Source organism: Micrococcus sp. ACRRV, assembly GCF_022346985.1.
GTDB classification, from domain to species: domain Bacteria; phylum Actinomycetota; class Actinomycetes; order Actinomycetales; family Micrococcaceae; genus Micrococcus; species Micrococcus porci.
The window spans coordinates 31524-49517 of sequence record NZ_JAKRNH010000001.1 but is presented as its reverse complement, the minus strand read 5'-3'; the positions used below and the strand labels follow the sequence as shown (position 1 = coordinate 49517).

The 17994-nt window shown below is 72.3% G+C and carries 17 protein-coding genes; 2 read left to right on the top strand and 15 right to left on the bottom strand.

The window, feature by feature from the left end:
• Positions 1 to 487: 487 nt before the first annotated feature.
• The 5 genes from MHY29_RS00210 to MHY29_RS00190 all read right to left on the bottom strand — a co-directional run bounded on the left by MHY29_RS00210 (position 488) and on the right by MHY29_RS00190 (position 5703).
• Positions 488 to 889, bottom strand: a complete 402-nt coding sequence (locus MHY29_RS00210) for a cytochrome c oxidase subunit 4 (protein ID WP_224354841.1) — start codon at positions 887 to 889, stop codon at positions 488 to 490.
• Positions 886 to 2598, bottom strand: a complete 1713-nt coding sequence (gene ctaD, locus MHY29_RS00205; RefSeq protein ID WP_239237863.1) for a cytochrome c oxidase subunit I — start codon at positions 2596 to 2598, stop codon at positions 886 to 888. The genes MHY29_RS00210 and ctaD overlap by 4 nt, the downstream gene beginning before the upstream one ends.
• Entirely contained in the window at positions 2598 to 3512 is a 915-nt protein-coding gene (coxB, locus tag MHY29_RS00200) for a cytochrome c oxidase subunit II (protein WP_224354839.1), read from the bottom strand. Before coxB ends, ctaD begins: the two co-directional genes overlap by 1 nt.
• A 266-nt stretch (positions 3513 to 3778) precedes the next feature.
• Positions 3779 to 4171: an iron-sulfur cluster insertion protein ErpA gene (gene erpA / locus MHY29_RS00195; protein WP_224354838.1), complete on the bottom strand. Its 393-nt coding sequence runs from the start codon at positions 4169 to 4171 to the stop codon at positions 3779 to 3781.
• A 116-nt stretch (positions 4172 to 4287) separates the two neighbouring features.
• Positions 4288 to 5703: a dipeptidase gene (locus tag MHY29_RS00190; RefSeq protein WP_239237862.1), complete on the bottom strand. Its 1416-nt coding sequence runs from the start codon at positions 5701 to 5703 to the stop codon at positions 4288 to 4290.
• 43 nt (positions 5704 to 5746) lie between these two features.
• Between MHY29_RS00190 and MHY29_RS00185 the strand changes: the two genes are divergently transcribed.
• Positions 5747 to 6364, top strand: a complete 618-nt coding sequence (locus MHY29_RS00185) for a DUF3043 domain-containing protein (protein WP_255718361.1) — start codon at positions 5747 to 5749, stop codon at positions 6362 to 6364.
• Positions 6365 to 6446: 82 nt separating this feature from the next.
• On the opposite strand, the gene MHY29_RS00180 is transcribed toward MHY29_RS00185, so the two are convergent.
• The gene (locus tag MHY29_RS00180) at positions 6447 to 7577 is read right to left on the bottom strand and encodes a quinone-dependent dihydroorotate dehydrogenase (RefSeq protein ID WP_239237860.1); all 1131 of its coding nucleotides are present in this window, start codon (positions 7575 to 7577) and stop codon (positions 6447 to 6449) included.
• Positions 7578 to 7859: 282 nt separating this feature from the next.
• On the opposite strand from MHY29_RS00180, the gene MHY29_RS00175 reads away from it, so the two are divergent.
• Positions 7860 to 8684 (top strand): alpha/beta hydrolase, encoded by an 825-nt coding sequence (locus MHY29_RS00175; RefSeq protein ID WP_239237859.1) that lies wholly within the window; start codon positions 7860 to 7862, stop codon positions 8682 to 8684.
• Between the two features lie 21 nt (positions 8685 to 8705).
• On the opposite strand, the gene MHY29_RS00170 is transcribed toward MHY29_RS00175, so the two are convergent.
• From MHY29_RS00170 to dnaJ, 9 genes are all read right to left on the bottom strand, one after another.
• A complete protein-coding gene (locus tag MHY29_RS00170) occupies positions 8706 to 9521 on the bottom strand; it encodes an isoprenyl transferase (protein ID WP_224354833.1) in 816 nt (271 codons plus the stop codon).
• Complete coding sequence (recO, locus tag MHY29_RS00165; protein WP_224354832.1) at positions 9522 to 10322, bottom strand: DNA repair protein RecO; 801 nt, start codon at positions 10320 to 10322, stop codon at positions 9522 to 9524.
• On the bottom strand, positions 10319 to 12049 hold the full coding sequence (gene leuA, locus MHY29_RS00160) for a 2-isopropylmalate synthase (RefSeq protein ID WP_239237858.1): 1731 nt from the start codon (positions 12047 to 12049) through the stop codon (positions 10319 to 10321). Before leuA ends, recO begins: the two co-directional genes overlap by 4 nt.
• 160 nt (positions 12050 to 12209) lie before the next feature.
• Positions 12210 to 13172 carry a GTPase Era gene (gene era, locus MHY29_RS00155; RefSeq protein WP_239237857.1) on the bottom strand — a complete coding sequence of 321 codons (963 nt, stop codon included), beginning with the start codon at positions 13170 to 13172 and terminating at the stop codon, positions 12210 to 12212.
• Between the two features lie 9 nt (positions 13173 to 13181).
• Positions 13182 to 14489, bottom strand: coding sequence for a hemolysin family protein (locus MHY29_RS00150; protein ID WP_239237856.1), 1308 nt, complete (start codon positions 14487 to 14489; stop codon positions 13182 to 13184).
• An 8-nt stretch (positions 14490 to 14497) separates the two neighbouring features.
• Positions 14498 to 14971, bottom strand: a complete 474-nt coding sequence (gene ybeY, locus MHY29_RS00145; RefSeq protein WP_224354828.1) for an rRNA maturation RNase YbeY — start codon at positions 14969 to 14971, stop codon at positions 14498 to 14500.
• Positions 14961 to 16028: a PhoH family protein gene (locus MHY29_RS00140; protein WP_239237855.1), complete on the bottom strand. Its 1068-nt coding sequence runs from the start codon at positions 16026 to 16028 to the stop codon at positions 14961 to 14963. The genes ybeY and MHY29_RS00140 overlap by 11 nt, the downstream gene beginning before the upstream one ends.
• Positions 16029 to 16089: 61 nt before the next feature.
• Positions 16090 to 16842, bottom strand: a complete 753-nt coding sequence (locus MHY29_RS00135) for a 16S rRNA (uracil(1498)-N(3))-methyltransferase (RefSeq protein ID WP_239237854.1) — start codon at positions 16840 to 16842, stop codon at positions 16090 to 16092.
• On the bottom strand, positions 16839 to 17981 hold the full coding sequence (dnaJ, locus tag MHY29_RS00130) for a molecular chaperone DnaJ (RefSeq protein WP_239237853.1): 1143 nt from the start codon (positions 17979 to 17981) through the stop codon (positions 16839 to 16841). Before dnaJ ends, MHY29_RS00135 begins: the two co-directional genes overlap by 4 nt.
• Positions 17982 to 17994: the final 13 nt, after the last annotated feature.

The following is a 17994-nucleotide window of genomic DNA, read 5'->3' as shown; positions in this document are numbered from 1 at the left end:
CACCACGCGTCCAGGGGGGCACCGAGGCAGGCACAGCAACCGCCCCACCGAGACACGCGGCCGCGCCTGTGCGCGGCTCACTGGCGTAGGACCCGCCAGCGGCCGGCCTCCGCTCCCATCCTGGCGTCCTCGCCGACCGCCTCGATGCAGAGGGGCCGCGCCGCCGTGATCGAGGACCTCACGCGGTTCTCGCTGCGGGACGGCACCGGCGGATGCCGGAAAGCCTCCCCGCCGTCGGCGACGGCCCACGCTGCTCAGCGTCCGACCACCTCACGATCCAGGCGTCCGAACTGCGGGCACGCCCCACGAGCTCGGGCCGTCAGAGCCCTTGACCGACCACATGGCAGCCTGGTGTGCCAGCCCGCGGCCCCTACCCCCGGACGGAGCTCACGTCCCACCCGGCCGGTGGCCGCGCACGCAGAGAGGCCGCCGGCCGGCTCCCCCAGGGGGAACCGGCCGGCGGCCTCTGTGCTGCGTCAGCGAGTGGTCAGTGGGCGTACTTGCCGCGGGAGAACTCGTAGACCCAGCCGAAGGTGAAGTACACGCCGGCGATGACGCCGAGGGCGAAGATCCACCAGCCGACGGCCAGGCCGGTCACCAGCATGGCGCAGGCGACGGCCACGCCGAGCGGCCACCAGCTGGAGGGGGCGAAGGTGCCGTAGGTACCGGCGTACTCGACGATCTCGCCGTCCTCGTCATCCGCCGGGCCGAGGCCATGGCGCTTGTCCGTGGACTGCACGTACCAGGCGATCATCCAGCACATCGCGCCGAGGGCGTAGATGGCGGGGATGCCGGCCCACTCGGTCCACTTCACCCAGAAGCCGTAGAGCGTGGCGACGGCGACGAGGAAGGCGCCGATGATCCAGAAGATGTTGGACGCGATCTTCACTTGGAAGCCACCTTCTCTCCGAAAACCTCAGGCTCGGCCTGGGGCGAGTAGGCCGCCAGCTCCGGGTGGTGCAGATCCAGCGCCGGACGCTCGGAGCGGATGCGCGGCAGGGAGTGGAAGTTGTGCCGCGGCGGCGGGCACGAAGTGGCCCACTCGAGCGAGGCCCCGAAGCCCCACGGATCGTCCACGGTGACCTTCTTGCCGTAGCGGGCGGTCACGTACACGTTCCAGAAGAACGGGATCAGCGAGGCGCCCAGGATGAAGGAGAACACGGTGGAGAACTGGTTCATCGCGGTGAAGCCGTCCTCGATCATGTAGTCCGCGTAGCGACGCGGCATGCCGATGACGCCCAGCCAGTGCTGCACCAGGAACGTGCCGTGGAAGCCCACGAACAGCAGCCAGAACTGGATCTTGCCGAGACGCTCGTTCAGCATCTTGCCGGTGAACTTGGGCCACCAGAAGAAGAAGCCGGCGAACATCGCGAACACCACGGTGCCGAAGATGACGTAGTGGAAGTGCGCCACGACGAAGTAGGTGTCGGACACCTGGAAGTCCAGGGGCGGCGACGCCAGGATGACGCCGGTCAGGCCACCGAACAGGAAGGTGACCATGAAGCCGAGCGTCCACAGCATCGGGGTCTCGAAGGTGATCGAACCGCGCCACATGGTGCCGATCCAGTTCACGAACTTCACGCCGGTCGGGACCGCGATGAGCATGGTCATCACGGAGAAGAACGGCAGGAGCACGGCGCCGGTCACGTACATGTGGTGCGCCCACACCGTCACGGAGAGCGCGGCGATCGACGTCGTCGCGAAGACCAGGGACTTGTAGCCGAAGATCGGCTTGCGGGAGAACACCGGGATGATCTCGGAGACGACGCCGAAGAACGGCAGGGCGATGATGTACACCTCGGGGTGGCCGAAGAACCAGAAGAGGTGCTGCCACAGGATGGCGCCGCCGTTCTCCGGGTTGAAGATGTGGCCGCCGAAGCGACGGTCCATGCCCAGCGCGAAGAGCGCGGCGGCCAGCGGCGGGAACGCCATCATGATCAGGATGCCGGTGATGAGCGTGTTCCAGGTGAAGATCGGCATGCGCCACATCGTCATGCCCGGGGCGCGCATCGTCAGGATCGTGGTGATGAAGTTGACGCCGCCCATGATCGTGCCGAAGCCCTGGAGGACCAGACCGAACACCCAGAGGTCACCGCCGACGCCCGGCGAGTACGTGGTGTTGGAGAGCGGGGCGTAGGCGAACCAGCCGAACGAGGCCGCACCCTGCGGGGTGAGGAAGCCGGCGGTCGCGATGAGCGAGCCGAACAGGAAGAACCAGAACGCCAGCGCGTTCAGACGCGGGAACGCGACGTCGGGGGCGCCGATCTGCAGCGGCACGAGCACGTTGGCGAAGCCGACGAACAGCGGCGTCGCGAACATCAGCAGCATGATCGTGCCGTGCATGGTGAACAGCTGGTTGTACTGCTCCTTGGTCTGCAGGATCTGCATGCCGGGCTCGAAGAGCTCGGCGCGGATCATGAGCGCCATCACGCCGCCCACGCAGAAGAAGACGAACGAGACGATGAGGTACATGTACCCCAGGACCTTGTGGTCCGTGGTCGTCAGCCAGCTGACGACGATCTTGCCCAGGGAGCGGGGGGCGACGCGCGGCTGGGCCTGCGTGCGCACCTCGTCCGTGGCGTATTCGTAAGTGGTCATCAGTGATTGCCTCCACCGCGCGGGGTCTGGAGGTCGACCTCCATGTTCCTCGCGCCGTCCGGGTTCTGGTTGGGGTTGCGGTTGAGCTCGTCGCCGACCAGGCCGGGCTCCATCTCGTTCATCTTCTGAACGAAGGTGGCCTCGTCCACGACCTCCACGTTGAAGAGCATCTCCGAGTGGAACTCGCCGCAGAGCTCGGCGCACTTGCCGTCGAAGCGCCCGATCTCCTGCGGGGTCAGGTACAGGTTGTTCGTCTTGCCGGGGAGCATGTCGCGCTTCTGGAGGAACTGCGGGATCCAGAAGGAGTGCGCCACGTCGCGGGACTTCAGCTCGAAGTGCACCGGCACGTCCTTGGGGAGGTACAGGGTCGGCAGGGTCTCGCGCTTGCCGTCCGAGCCGTCGAGCTGCGCCTGGACGCCCTGGAAGTGGGCCTCCCTGGTCTGGCCGTCCTTCTCGTACGAGTAGTTGAAGTCCCAGGACCACTGCTTGCCGTACACGGTGACCGTCAGCGGGGAGTCGTCGATCGGGGTGTCGACCTCGGCCTGCACGCGGTCGGTGAAGCCCCAGAGGGTGAACACCATCAGGATCGGGATGACGGTGAACATCGTCTCGATCGGCATGTGGTAGGCCGTCTGCCTCGGGAAGCCCTGGTCGTTCTTCCGCCGGCGGTAGGCGATCATGCACCAGATCATCGCGCCCCAGGCGATCAGGCCCACGGCGAGGGCCGCGATCCAGGAGTTCACCCACAGGTCGGTGAGCTGCGCATTGTGGTTGGTCGTGTTGTCCGTGCCCGGCAGCCAACCACGCTGTGCCTCTGCCGAACAGCCGGTCAGCGCCACCAGCGCCGTGGCCCCGAGGGCCCCTGCGGTGAGGCGGCGTCGCGTCCGACGTCCGGCGTCATTCTGTGCTCTCACAGACGGCCTTCCTCTTCATCTCGTGTGCGAGTGGGCCCCGCCCCACCAGGTACGTCGTGACTTCTCACGGGTTCCGTTCAGGGAGGGCGGGTAGACCCAGGTGATTCGGAGTCAGTCTATGCCAGCGCGCGCGAACGGGTGCATCGTGACGCGCTCGGGGTGTCGTACGGGCGGTGTCGCCCGGCGCCCTCCCCGCACGACGACGCCGGGCCGGCCTCCTGGTGGAGACCGGCCCGGCGGGGCGGCGCCGCGGGGGCGTCAGCGGCTCAGTGGAACGAGTCGCCGCACGCGCAGGAGCCCACGGCGTTCGGGTTGTCGATGGTGAAGCCCTGCTTGGAGATCGTGTCCTCGAAGTCGATGGTCGCTCCCATCAGGTACGGGACGCTCATCTTGTCCACGATCACCTCGACGCCGTCGTAGTCGCGGACGGTGTCGCCGTCGAGCACCCGCTCGTCGAAGTAGAGCTGGTAGATCAGGCCGGAGCATCCGCCCGGCTGGACCGCCACGCGCAGGCGCAGGTCGGTGCGACCCTCCTGCTCGAGCAGGGCGCGGACCTTGGCCGCGGCGACGTCGGTCAGCTCCACCTCGTGCGGCGGCAGGCCGGTGGCGTCTTCGGTGGCGCCGATCTCGACGCCGGTCTCCTCTGCGGACAGAGCCATGGTGACCTCCTGGGTCCTCGGTTGTGCGACGGTGTCGCCGCGTGGGTCTTCCGGGAGAACGCCGTCTCCCCGGTGCCGCATTCCCGGACGGCGGGGACTCCGGGAAGGCCGGGTCGTCAGGCGCCCATCGCCGCCAGCCAGAGGGCCTCTGCGACGATCGCGCGGCGGAAGTCCTCCAGGTGCAGCGACTCGTTGGCCGAGTGCGCGCGGGAGTCCGGGTCCTCGACACCGGTGATCAGGATCGTGGCCTCGGGGAACAGCTCCTTGAGGTCGGCCGTGAACGGGATGGAGCCGCCCAGGCCCGTCTCCCGCGCGGGTGTGGCGAACGCGGCGCCGAGGGCGCCCATCATCGCGGCCGCGGCGGGGGCCGAGGTGTCCGTGGAGAAGGGCTGGCCCAGCTCCCCCGGCTCCACCGTGATCTCCGCCCCCAGGACGGCGTCCGACTGCGCCTCCAGGTGGGCGCGCAGCGCGTCCAGCGAGGCGGCCGGATCCATCCCGGGCCCGAGGCGCAGCGAGATCTTGGCGCGCGCCGCGGGCTGGATGGTGTTGGACGAGGTGTCCACGGACGGGGCGTCGAGCCCGATCACGCTGAGTGCGGGGCCGTTCCAGAGGCGGTCCGCCAGGGCGCCGCGGCCCGCCAGCCGGGTACCGGGGAGGATGCCGCTGTCGGCGCGGAACGCGTCCTCCGGGTAGTCCACGTCGGTGTGGTGACGGGGCTCCAGGCCGGGCACCGCCACGGCGCCGTCGGCGTCGTGGAGGGTCGCGATGAGACGGGACATCAGGACGACGGCGTCGAGCACGGGGCCGCCGAACATGCCGGAGTGCACGGCGTGGTCCAGCGCCCGCACGGTCACGGTCGCGCTGACCACCCCGCGCAGGGAGGTGGTCAAGGCCGGCTCGCCGACGGCCCAGTTGGAGGAGTCGGCCACCACGATGGCGTCGGCGGCCAGACGGTCACGATGCCGCTCCAGGAACGGACGGAAGGTGGGCGAGCCCGCCTCCTCCTCGCCCTCGATGAACACCCGGACCCCGACGCCGGCGTCCGGGCACACCTCGTCCAGGGCGGCGAGGGCCGCGAGGTGCACCATGATGCCGGCCTTGTCGTCGGCGGCGCCGCGCCCGTAGAGGCGCCCGTCCCGCTCGGTGGCCACCAGCGGCGGGGTGTCCCACAGGCCCTCCTCTCCGAGGGGCTGCACGTCGTGGTGCGCATACAACAAGACGGTGGGCTTGTCGCCGACGGCGGGGCGGCCGCCGATCACGGCAGGGCCGCCAGGGCGGCCGTCCGCGCGCTCCTCGACCGCGGTCTCCACGCCCTCCAGGCCGGCGGTGCGGAGCAGGTCCGCCACCGCGGCGGCCGAGCGCTCCAGGGGCTCACGGTCCATCGAGTCCCAGGCGATGCCGGGGATGGACACCAGGTCCTTGAGGCTCTGCAGCGTCTCGGGGAACCGGCGGTCGACGGCGGCACGGATCGCGGAGACCAGCTCGGGGTCCGGGGCCGCGCCGACGGGGGTGTTCTGCGTGCTCTGGGTCATGCGGTCCAGCCTACGACGCGGCCACGACTAGACTGGCGCGGTGCTGAATCGCCGGAAGAAGACCGAGAACGACGCCCCCGCCTCCCACGGCTCCACCGCCCTGGGCGCCGGGAACACGCCCGCGGCCCAGCCCGCTCCCCGCGACCGCTCCCAGGGCAAGACCGGGCCGACGCCGCGCCGCCGCGACCAGGAGGCCGCCCGTCGTCGCACGCTGGTGCCCGAGGACCGCAAGGCGGCCCGGAAGGCGGAGCGCGACGCGGCGACCGCCGAGCGCATGCGCCAGCGGCAGGCCCTGGAGACGGGCGACGAGCGCAACCTCCCCGCACGCGACAAGGGCCCGCAGAAGCGGTACGTGCGCGACTACATCGACGCCCGCACCGGTCTGGGCGAGTGGCTCATGCCGATCGTCCTCGTCTACGTGATCGCCATGTTCATCCCCGGCACGCGGGCCCAGGTCATCCTGATGGTCACGCTCTATGTGATCGTCGGCCTCGTGATCGCCGAGAGCTTCTACATCTCCGCCCAGATCAAGAAGCGCCTGACCGCGACGTTCGGCACGCCCGAGCCCGGCAGCCGCTTCTACGGCGTCATGCGGGCCCTGCAGTTCCGCCGCCTCCGCCTGCCCAGGCCGCAGGTGCGCCGCGGTGAGTTCCCCGCCTGAGCCCGACGCTCCCCCGTCGCCCCGGTCCGCGTGCGTGGGCCGGGGCGACGTGCAGTGCGGGCGCCGTGCACCCGCGCGGCCCTCAACGGGCGCGTTGGGCCGCGTCGAGGCCGGCGTTGATCCGCCCGGCCCAGAACGGGCCCTCATACAGGAACGCCGTGTAGCCCTGCACCAGGTCGGCCCCGGCGTCCAGGCGCCGCAGGACGTCGTCCCCGTCCGTGACACCGCCCACGGCGATCAGCGCGACCCCGGCCGGCAGGGCGGCCCTGAGCGTCCGCAGGACCTCCAGGGAGCGCGCGGCCAGCGGCGCACCGGAGAGGCCTCCGGCTCCCATCGCCTCGACCTCGGAGGCGGGCGTCGACAGGCCCCCCCGCCCGATGGTGGTGTTGGTGGCGATGACGCCGTCGAGGCCGATCCGGCCCGCGAGCTCCGCGACGGCGCGGACGTCCTCGTCGGCCAGGTCCGGCGCGATCTTCACCGTCAACGGGACGCGCCGGTCCGGGACGGCGCGGTCCGCCTCCTCCCGGACGGCGGCCAGGATCGGCTCGAGGGACGAGATCTCCTGGAGCTGACGCAGGCCCGGCGTGTTCGGGGAGGACACGTTCACCGTGAGGTAGTCGGCGTGCGGGGCGAGCAGCCGCGCCGACGCCCGGTAGTCCTCGACGGCGCCGTCCAGGGGCACGACCTTCGTCTTGCCGATGTTGACGCCCAGGACGGGACGCACGGTGCCGAACCGCTCCTCGAGGGTGCGGCGAGTGGCGGCGAGCCGCGGGGCGACGGCGGCGGCGCCGTCGTTGTTGAAGCCCATGCGGTTGATCAGCGCGCGGTCCTCCGGCAGGCGGAACAGCCGGGGGGCGGGATTGCCCGGCTGGGCCTGCGCGGTGATCGTGCCGACCTCGATATGGCCGAAGCCAAGCTCGGCCAGGGCGGTGGTGCCGACGCCGGTCTTGTCGAAGCCGGCCGCGAGGCCGAAGGGCGACGGGAACCGCAGGCCCATCACCGTGCGCGCGAGGCCGAGGTCCGGGGCCATGGTCGAGCGCAGCACGCGTGACGCCCCGCTCGCCTCCGCGGCGCGGATGCCGGCGAAGCCGACGTGGTGCGCCCGCTCCGGGTCCATCCCGGCGAACACCGCCCGGAAGAACGGCGGGTAGATCCGGGGCGCGGAGGAGCGCAGGACGGACTGGACGCGGAAACGGGGGTCGGGCAGCTGCATGCCGTCATCCTCCCATGCAGGGCCGCCGCCTAAGGTGAGGCCGTGACCCTCTTCCCCCACGTCCGCGGGCCCTGGCCCCGCCACGGGCTCGGCCTCCCCGCCGACGACGCCGCGGCGCCTCCGACGCCCGTGGGCCCGGAGGCCGGGTGGACGCCGGACGTGCTGGACGGCTTCGAACGGCGGAGCCTCGCTCTGAACGCCGACAGACAAGGACCGAACGTTGTCACAGTCGTGCGGCGTCGCGCCGCGTCACGGCACCGGGATCCCTGCCGGCGTCCCTTCGTGGCCGTGCACGGGTGGAGCGACTACTTCTACAACGCGCCCCTGGCCGAGGCCGTGGAGTCCGCGGGCTACGCCTTCCACGCCGTGGACCTGCGTCACCACGGCCGTTCGCTCCGACCCGGGCAGACCCCCGGCTTCGTCGACCGGCTCGACCGGCATCACGAGGACCTGGACGCGGCGCTCGCCCTGATCGCGGAGGACCATCCGGCCCCGCCCGTCGTGGAGGCCCACTCGACGGGCGGGCTGACCACGGCGCTCTGGGCCGCAGACCGGCCGGAGGCCGCGTCCGCGCTGGTGCTCAACAGCCCGTGGCTGCAGACGCACGGCGGACCGCTCGCCCGGGCCGTGGCGGGCCCCGCGGTCCGCCGCATCGCGCGGCGTGATCCCTACGAGATCCTCCCCCTGCCCCGTGTCGACCACTACTGGCGCTCTCTGTCCGCCGAGGCGGACGGCGAGTGGGACCTCGAGCCGGCGTGGCGCGACCGGTGGGCGTTCGCGGTGCCGGCCGGGTGGCTGGCCGCGGTCCTGGACGGGCACACCACCGTGGCGCGCGGGCTCGACCTGCCCGTGCCCGTGCTCGTCCTGGTCTCCGACCGCGGCGGCCTCCCACTGGCGACCCGACGCCGCGCGTCGAGCTCGGACGTGATCCTCTCGCCCCGCGCCCAGGCGAGGGCGGCCCGCCGGCTCGGGCCCGGCGTCGTCGTCCACCGCTGCCCCGGCGCGCTCCACGACGTGTTCGCCTCGGCTCCCCCGGTCCGCCGCGCGGCCCTGGACGCCACACTGTCCTGGCTGGCGGAGACGGCGCCCCCGCGCATCGCCGGCTGAGCCGACGGGGCGGGCCGGCCCTCAGTCGGCGGCGGGCGCGTCCACCGCCCCGCCGAACCGGCGGTCGCGGTGGGCGTACTCGAGGACCGCGGCGTAGAGGGTGCGCCGGTCCACGTCCGGCCACAGCTCGTCCAGGAAGAGCAGCTCGGCGTAGGCGGACTGCCACAGCAGGTAGTTGGAGAGGCGCTGCTCCCCCGAGGTGCGCAGGAACAGGTCGACGTCCGGGGTCACGTCGACGTCCCGGTCCCCCGCGCGGAAGCCGCGGTCCAGCCACCGGGTGATCACGTCCTCGGTGAGGTCGCGGGGGCGCATGCGTCCGGCCGCGACCTCCTCCGCGAGGGCCTGGACGCCGTCGACGATCTCTGCGCGGGAGCCGTAGTTGACGCACATGTGCAGGGTGGTGCCGGTGTTGTCCCGGGTCAGGTCCTCGGCCTCGCGGAGCTCGCGGATCACCGGGGTCCAGAGGCGCGGGGCGCGGCCGTTCCAGCGGATCCGCACGTTCCACGAGTCGAGGGTGTCGCGCTGGCGGCGCAGCACGTCCTTGGAGAAGCCCATGAGGAAGCGCACCTCCTCCGCGGAGCGCGACCAGTTCTCCGTGGAGAACGCGTAGGCGGAGACGTGCCCGACGCCGAGCTCCACGGCGCCGGCGACGACGTCCAGCAGGGCGGCCTCGCCCGCGCGGTGCCCCTCGGTGCGGGGCAGGCCCCGCTGGTTGGCCCAGCGACCGTTGCCGTCCATCACCACGGCCACGTGCCGGGGCACGAACCGCGGGTCGAGCTTCGGGGGGACAGCACCCGAGGGATGCGGGGGCGGGCTCACCTTCGGCACGTCGGACATTCAGGCGCTCCTCTCGGCGCGCGGGGCCGGCGGGGCGATCTCCTGGTCCAGCACGGACAGGGCGACCAGCCGGCGCTCCGCGTGGAACTGCAGGTACGCGGACACGATACCGGCCGCCTCACGCCGGGCCAGCGGACCGGCGGTGTCGACGACGGCCCAGTCCCCCGCGGTGAGGGCCGTGAGCAGCGCGAACGTCTCCGGGGCCGGACTGGCCGAGCCCGGGGGCCGGTGCTCGGCGCAGACCGCCCCGCCCAGGGCGACGTTGACCGCGGTGTGCGGACCTGGCGCCCCGCATCGGGCGCAGCGGTCGAAGGTCGGGGCCCAGCCGGCCTGCGTGAGGGTGCGCAGCAGAAAGCTGTGGAGGATCATCCGCGGGTCGTGGGCCCGCCGGGCCAGCGCGGCCAGGGCCCCGTGGAACAGCAGGTACTGGGCGCGTCGGCCGTCGGCGTCGAGCGCGGGAATGCGTTCGACGCCCTCAGCCAGGGCTGCGGCCACCGCGAACGCCTCGTAGTCCGCTGCGACGGCCGTGGCGTACGGGTGGAGCAGCTGCGCCTGGGTGATGGTGTGCAGCTCCCCCCGCCCCCGCGCGACCTGGAGGGTGGAGTGCATGAACGGCTCCACGACGGAGCCGAACCGGGAGGACGACTTCCGCACCCCCTTGGCCACGCAGCGCAGGACGCCGTGCTCGGGGGTGATCGCCTCCACGATCCGGTCCGCCTCCCCCAGGCGGTGGGTGCGCAGCACGATGGCCTCGGTGCGGAACGAGTTCGCCGAGTAGCCGCCGTGCCGCGCGCCGCTCACGCGCGCAGGGACCGGTTGACCGCGGAGACGACCGCCTTGAGGGAGGCCGTGGTGGTGTTGTGGTCCAGACCGACGCCCCAGAGGACGCGGTCGCCCACAGCCGCCTCGACATAGGCGGCGGCCATGGCGGAGCCGCCCTCGGACAGTGCGTGCTCGGTGTAGTCGAGCACGCGGACGTCCTGGCCGTCCTCGCCGAGGATCTTCAGGAACGCGTCGATCGGGCCGTTGCCCTCCGCCGTGCGGGTCTGGGGCTCGTGGTCCACGAAGATCTCCGCGGTCATGCGGAACGCGCCGTTCTCGCCGGACTCGGAGCTCACGGAGCGCACGCGGTAGCGGCCCCACGCCTCCTCCTTGTTCTCCGCCGGGAGGTACTCGTCCTGGAACGCCGTCCACAGGTCGGCGCCGGAGACCTCGCCGCCGTGCGCGTCGGCGAGGTCCTGGATGACGTGGGAGAACTCGATCTGCGCGCGGCGCGGCAGGTCCAGCTTGTGCTCGGACTTGAGCAGGTACGCGACGCCGCCCTTGCCGGACTGCGAGTTCACGCGGATGACGGCCTCGTAGGAGCGGCCGATGTCCTTCGGGTCGATCGGCAGGTAGGGCACGGCCCACGGGATCTCGTCGACGTGCTTGCCGGCGGCGGCGGCGTCGGCCTCCATCGCCTCGAACCCCTTCTTGATGGCGTCCTGATGGGAGCCGGAGAAGGCGGTGAACACGAGGTCGCCGCCCCACGGGGAGCGCTCGGGCACCGGCAGCTGGTTGCAGTACTCCACCGTGCGGCGGATGTGGTCCATGTCGGAGAAGTCGATCATGGGGTCGATGCCCTGGGAGAAGAGGTTCATGCCCAGGGTCACGAGGTCGACGTTGCCGGTGCGCTCGCCGTTGCCGAACAGGCAGCCCTCGATGCGGTCGCCGCCGGCGAGGTAGCCGAGCTCGGCCGCTGCTACGCCGGTGCCGCGGTCGTTGTGCGGGTGGAGGGACAGGATGATCGAGTCGCGGTGCTCCAGGTTGCGGTGCATCCACTCGATGGAGTCCGCGTAGACGTTCGGCGTCGCCATCTCGACGGTGGCCGGCAGGTTGAGGATCATCTGGCGGTCCGTGGAGGCCTCCAGGACGGTGGCGACCTCGTCCGAGATGCGCCGGGCGAACTCGAGCTCGGTGCCGGTGTAGGACTCCGGCGAGTACTCGTAGGTGATCTCGGTGCCCCTGAGCTGCTCCTCGAACTTCTTCACCAGGCGGGCGCCGGACGTGGCGATGTCCACGATCCCGTCCTCGTCCTGACGGAACACCACCCGGCGCTGCAGCACCGAGGTGGAGTTGTAGAGGTGCACGATGGCGCGGTCGGCGCCCTCGAGGGACTCGAAGGTGCGCTCGATCAGGTGCTCCCGGGCCTGGGTGAGGACCTGGATGGACACGTCGTCAGGGATGTGGTCGCCCTCGATGAGCTGGCGGACGAAGTCGAAGTCGGTCTGCGAGGCCGACGGGAAGCCGACCTCGATCTCCTTGTAGCCCATCTGCACCAGGAGCTGGAACATGCGCAGCTTGCGCTCGGGGCCCATCGGGTCGATCAGCGCCTGGTTGCCGTCGCGCAGGTCGACCGCGCACCAGCGGGGGGCCTCGGTGATCACCTTGTCCGGCCACGTGCGATCCGGCAGGTGCACCTCGATCTGCTCGTGGTACGGCACGTACTTCCCGTGCTTCATGCCCGAGGGCTTCTGCAGATTGCGCATGGCGGATCCACCTCTTCGTTCGGCCGCGGGGTCGCCGGGCCTCGTCCTGGTCTCACGGTCCGACCGGTGCACGGCCGGGCCTTGTTCCCCATTCCACACCCGACACGGGCAGTTCTCGACCAATGAGGCCCCGGTCTCACTTTTCGGACACCCTCCGGGTTCACATCCCGAGGCGGTTCAGGTGCTTCGGGTCCCGCTGCCAGTCCTTGGCCACCTTGACCCGCAGGTCCAGGTGGACGGGCGTCCCGAGCATCCGCTCGATGCCCGTGCGCGCCTGGGTGCCGATGGCCCGCAGCCGGGAGCCGCCCTTGCCGATGATGATGCCCTTCTGGCTCTCCCGCTCCACGAACACGTTGGCGTAGACGTCCAGCAGGGGGCGCTCCTCCGGTCGGCCGTCGCGGGGGTTCATCTCCTCCACGACGACGGCCACCGAGTGGGGCAGCTCGTCCCGCACGTCCTCGAGTGCGGCCTCGCGGATCAGCTCGGCGACCATGATGGCCTCCGGCTCGTCGGTCAGCTCGCCGTCGGGGTACAGGGGCGGGCCGTCGGTCAGCAGCTGCGCCAGCACCGACTCCACGTCCTCCACCTGTCGCCCGGCCACGGCCGAGACCGGGACGACCGCGGCGAAGCCGCGCCCGCCGTTCTCCGGACCCAGGACCTCGTCCCCCAGCGCGGTGACGGCCAGCAGCTGCTCGGCCACCCGCTGCGGGTCCGTCTTGTCGGTCTTGGTCACGATCGCCACCACCGGCGTGCGCCGCAGTGCGGCCAGCTGCTGGGCGATGAAGCGGTCGCCGGGACCGATCTTCTCGTCCGCCGGCAGGCAGAAGCCCACCACGTCCACCTCGGACAGCGTCTCCTGGACCAGGGCGTTCAGGCGCTCACCCAGGAGCGTCCGCGGCCGGTGCAGTCCGGGGGTGTCCACCAGGACCAGCTGGAAGTCCGGCCGGTGGACGATGCCGCGGATCGTGTGGCGCGTGGTCTGGGGCTTGGAGGAGGTGATGGCCACCTTCTCCCCCACCAGCGCGTTCGTGAGCGTGGACTTGCCGGCGTTCGGCCGGCCCACGAGGCACGCGAAGCCGGAGCGGTGCCCCTCCGGGACGGCGGGATCGAGCAGCGAGGTCATGGCGTCTCCTCAGTCGGGGTCGGTCGGATCGTGCTGGCGGCGCAGCCGGGCGGGTCGGTCCTCCGTCTCCACCACCTTGAGGCGCGCCACGCGGTTGCGGCGGGGCTCGAGGGTGTCGGCGGTGAGCTCAAGCCCGTGCACCACCACGCGCGAGCCGCGGATCGGCACCCGGCCGAGCTCCTTGGCGAGCAGCCCGCCCACCGTGTCGACGTCGTCGTCCTCGTCCTCGTCCTCCGGGAGCTCGAACTCCTCCCGGAAGTCGCCGATGCCCATGCGGGCGTCCACCGAGTAGACACCGGGGGCGAGCTCCTCGATCTCCGGGCGGTCGGGGCGGTCGTCCTCGTCCCAGATCTCCCCGACGATCTCCTCGATGAGGTCCTCCAGGGTGACCAGGCCGGCGGTGCCGCCGTACTCGTCGACGACGATCGCCACGTGCGTGGACTCCCGCTGGAGCTCCTCCAGAAGCACGGACACGGGCTTGGACTCGGGGACGAAGCGCACCTCGCGCATCACCGCGGTCACCGCGTCCTGGGAGGCGTGGCCCTCGTGGTGCAGGGCGCGGACCGCGTCCTTGAGGTAGAGCATGCCGCGGACGTCGTCCGAGTCCTCGCCGATCACCGGGACGCGCGAGCAGCCCGAGCGCAGGAACAGGTCCAGCGCCTGGCCGAGGGTGTGGTCCGCGTCGATGGTCACCACGTCGGTGCGGGGCACCATCACGGAGCGCACCAGGGTGTCGCCCATGGAGAACACGGACGCGATCAGCTCGGCCTCCGAGTCCTCGAGGACCTCCGCATCGTGGGCGCGCGCGACGACCTCGCGCAGGTGCCGCTCGTGGAAGTCGTCCTCGTCCGCGGCCTCCGCCTCGGTGCGTCGGCGGTCCCGGCCCAGCCGGTCCCCCACCGGGCCGAGCGCCCGCTTCAACCCGTGCACCAGCCCGGCCGTCCGCGCGGCGACGGCGGCCTCGTTGCGCGAGCCGATGGGTCGCGGGCTCCACACGCCCAGCACGGCCGCCGTGCCCACCAGGAGCACGGCGGTGACCGCCAGCGCGGCCCACACCGAGTCCGTCAGGGCGTGCAGGCCGGCCGTGAGGAACATGGCCGCGAACGCCTCGGAGAGGAAGCGCCACACGCGCAGCGCACCGAGGTGGCCGTCCAGGTCGGCGGTGACGTCGAGGATCCGCGAGCCGGGGCGCGTGCGGGCCACGTCCTCGGCGTCCCTGCGGGGCAGGTAGGTGAAGGCGGACTCGGCCAGCGCGAGCACCCAGGTGCACGCCAGGCAGGCCAGGAACAGCAGGACCAGGGACACGGCGGTGGCCATGGGGGCGATCAGTCCTCCACCGTGGGCGCCGGGGCGGGCCGGCCGAGGACCTCGGACACCAGGCGGTCCTGCAGCGCGAACATCTCTGCGCGCTCGTCCTCCTCCATGTGGTCGTAGCCGAGCAGGTGGAGCATGCCGTGCGTGAGCAGCAGGAGCAGCTCGTCGTCCCGGCTGTGGCCGCCGCGGGCGGCCTGCTCCGCGGCCACCTCGGGGCAGAGCACGACGTCACCCAGGACGCCCTCCGCGGGGGACTTCTCGGTGCCCGGGGTGAGCTCGTCCATCGGCAGGCTCATCACGTCGGTGGGGCCCTCCAGGTCCATCCACTCCACGTGGAGCTCGGCCATCCGCTGCGCGTCCACCACCGTCACGGCGGTCTCGGCCAGGGGATGCACGTGCAGCGCCGCGTAGACGTGCCGGGCCATGCCCAGCAGCGCCTCCTCCGGCACCTCCACGCCGGACTCGTTCACGATCTCAACGGCCACGGCCGCTCCTTCCACGCTGGGCCCCGCGCCCGGCGGGGCGGGGGTCCGCTGCGGACCCGGTGCCGCGGGCGCCGTCGTAGGCGTCCACGATGGCGCTGACCAGGGAGTGGCGGACGACGTCGGAGGAGTCGAACCGGACCATCTCGAGCCCGTCGACGCCCTCGAGCACCTCCACGGCCTCCGCCAGGCCGGAGCGGACGCCCCGGGGCAGGTCCACCTGCGAGGTGTCCCCCGTGACGACCATGCGCGCCCCGAACCCGAGGCGGGTGAGGAACATCTTCATCTGCTCGCCCGTGGTGTTCTGGGCCTCGTCGAGGATCACGAACGCGTCGTTGAGCGTGCGGCCACGCATGTAGGCCAGCGGCGCCACCTCGATGGTGCCGGACTCCATGAGGCGCGGGATGGACTCGGGCTCGATCATGTCGTGCAGCGCGTCGTAGAGGGGGCGCAGGTAGGGGTCGATCTTCTCCGACAGCCCGCCCGGGAGGAAGCCGAGCCGCTCGCCGGCCTCGACGGCGGGCCGGGTGAGGATGATCCGCGTGACCTCCTTCGCCTGGAGGGCCTGCACGGCCTTGGCCATGGCCAGGTAGGTCTTGCCGGTTCCCGCCGGACCCAGGCCGAACACGATCGTGGCGCGGTCGATGGCCTCGACGTAGTCCTGCTGGTGCAGGGTCTTGGCGCGGATCTTGCGACCGCGCCCGGAGAGGATCGAGTCCAGGTGGAGCGTGCCCGACGCGCGGCCGGTCTCCCCGTCGCGCACGAGGGACACGACCTGCTCCACGACGTCCGGGGTCACCGGGGCGTCGCGCCGCGCCAGGGAGCGGAGGTCCTCCACGATCCGGCGGGCCTGGGCCACGTGGCGCGGCGGACCGGACATGCCGAGCGACTGGTCCCGGACGGTGACCTCCACGTCCGGGTACACCCCGGCGAGGATCCGCAGCAGCGCGTCGTGCGCGCCCAGGGTGCGGACCATCAGCTCCGCTGACTCGAAGGACACCGACTCCGCTCCGGGCACGGAGACGGGCGGCAGGACGACGTGCGAGGACGGGTCGGACACGATGGGGCGGATCACCTCGGGGTGCGGCGCGGACAGGTACGGGTCAGTCTAGTCGGCGCGCTCACCAGCGGCCGAGGCGGTGCTGGAGCACGGCCAGGGCGGCCGGGCCCGCCGTGGAGGCGCGCAGCACGTGGGGGCCGAGCCGCACCGGCACGGCGCCGGCCGCGGTGCACGCGTCCAGCTCCGCGGGGCTCACCCCGCCCTCCGGGCCGACGACGAGCGCCACCTCCGCGGCCGCCTCCAGGTCCGCGTCCGGGAGACCGCCGAGGCCCAGGTCCGCGTCCTCGTGGAGCACCAGGAGCAGCCGGTCCGGGCCGGCCAGCCCGGCGACCGCCGTGCCCGAGACGACGGGCCGGACCTCCGGGACGCGCGCGCGCCGGGCCTGCTTGGCGGCGGCGCGGACGGTGTCCTCCCACTTCTGGTGGGCCTTGGCGGCCTTCGCCCCCTTCCAGCGCACGATCGAGCGCTCCGCCTCCCAGGGCACCACCGCGTCCACGCCGAGCTCCGTGGAGGCCTGGACCGCCATCAGGTCGCGGTCCCCCTTGGCGAGCGCCTGGACGAGCACCAGCGCGGGGCGGGGGGCGGCGTCGTGCTCCAGCGACTCCACGCGGACCGTGACCGCCGACGGCGCGGCGTCGACGACGACGCACGAGGCCCGGGCGCCGGAGCCGTCCGCCACGAGCACGGACTCCCCCGCTCCGAGGCGCATCGAGGCCGCGGCGTGCCGGGCCTCCGCGCCGGTGAAGGTCACCTCCGCGCCGGGGGCGACGCCGGCGAGCGCACCGGCGTCGAGGAGGAAGAGCGGCGCGGTCACAGGTTCCTCAGGTTCTCGCGCAGCCGGGCGAACATGCCCTTGGACTGCGGCGGGGCGCCGTGGACGACCTCCTCGCCGCGCAGGCCGGCCAGCTGCTCCAGCAGCGCGCGCTGCTCGTCGGTGACGTCCGTGGGCGTGGTGACGACGACGTCCACCTTGAGGTCGCCGCGCCCCGCGCCGCGCAGGCGGCCGACGCCGAGGCCGCGCAGGGTCTCCACGTGGCCCGACTGGGTGCCCGGCTCGATGTCGACCTCCTGGGGGCCGTCGAGGGTCTCCAGGGTCACCGAGGTGCCGAGCGCGGCCGCGGCCATGGGCACGGTGACCGTGGTGGCCAGGTGGTCGCCCTCGCGGCGGAACACCTCGTCCGGGCGCACCTGGACCTCCACGTACAGGTCTCCGTTCGGGCCGCCGCCGGGGCCCGCCTCGCCGCGGCCGGCGAGGTGGATGCGGGTGCCGTCGTCCACGCCGGCGGGGATGCGGATGGTGAGGGGCTGCTGCACGCGCACGCGGCCCTGGCCGGAGCACTCCGTGCAGGGGTGCGGGATGACGGTGCCGAAGCCGCGGCAGACCGGGCAGGTCTCCGCCGCCATGATGGTGCCCAGCATGGAGCGCACCGGGCGCTGGGTCATGCCCTGGCCCTGGCACGTCGAGCAGGTCTCCGGGTGGGTCCCCGGCTCGCAGCAGGTGCCGGAGCACCGCTCGCAGGTGACGGCCGTGTCCAGCTGGAGGGTGGCCTCGCCGCCGAACACCGCGTCCCGCAGCTCGATCCGCGCCGTGACGAGCGCGTCCTGGCCACGCCGGGCGCGGGGCATGGGGCCGCGCCCGCCGCCGGGGGTGCCCGCCGCGTTCATGAAGGTCTCGAAGATGTCCGCGAACCCGCCGAAGCCGGCGCCGCCGAACCCTCCGCCCCCGAAGCCTCCGGCGGTGCCGTTCTCGTTGCCGGTCTGGTCGTAGACGCGGCGCTTGTCCTCGTCGGAGAGCACCTCGTAGGCGTGGGAGATGCGCTTGAACTCCTCCGCGGCCTCCTCCGAGGGGTTCACGTCCGGGTGGTGCTGACGCGCGAGCTTGCGGTAGGCACGCTTGATCTCCTCCGCGGACGCGTCGCGGCTGACGCCGAGCGTGGCGTAGTGGTCGGCCATGGGTCTTCCTCCG

Excerpts from the sequence above, each read along its gene's own strand:
- ctaD (WP_239237863.1), bottom strand. The coding sequence starts at position 2,598 with ATGACCACTTACGAATACGCCACGGACGAGGTGCGCACGCAGGCCCAG.
- erpA (WP_224354838.1), bottom strand. The coding sequence starts at position 4,171 with ATGGCTCTGTCCGCAGAGGAGACCGGCGTCGAGATCGGCGCCACCGAA.
- MHY29_RS00190 (WP_239237862.1), bottom strand. The coding sequence starts at position 5,703 with ATGACCCAGAGCACGCAGAACACCCCCGTCGGCGCGGCCCCGGACCCC.
- MHY29_RS00180 (WP_239237860.1), bottom strand. The coding sequence starts at position 7,577 with ATGCAGCTGCCCGACCCCCGTTTCCGCGTCCAGTCCGTCCTGCGCTCC.
- MHY29_RS00170 (WP_224354833.1), bottom strand. The coding sequence starts at position 9,521 with ATGTCCGACGTGCCGAAGGTGAGCCCGCCCCCGCATCCCTCGGGTGCT.
- leuA (WP_239237858.1), bottom strand. The coding sequence starts at position 12,049 with ATGCGCAATCTGCAGAAGCCCTCGGGCATGAAGCACGGGAAGTACGTG.
- era (WP_239237857.1), bottom strand. The coding sequence starts at position 13,172 with ATGACCTCGCTGCTCGATCCCGCCGTCCCGGAGGGGCACCGCTCCGGC.
- MHY29_RS00150 (WP_239237856.1), bottom strand. The coding sequence starts at position 14,489 with ATGGCCACCGCCGTGTCCCTGGTCCTGCTGTTCCTGGCCTGCCTGGCG.
- dnaJ (WP_239237853.1), bottom strand. The coding sequence starts at position 17,981 with ATGGCCGACCACTACGCCACGCTCGGCGTCAGCCGCGACGCGTCCGCG.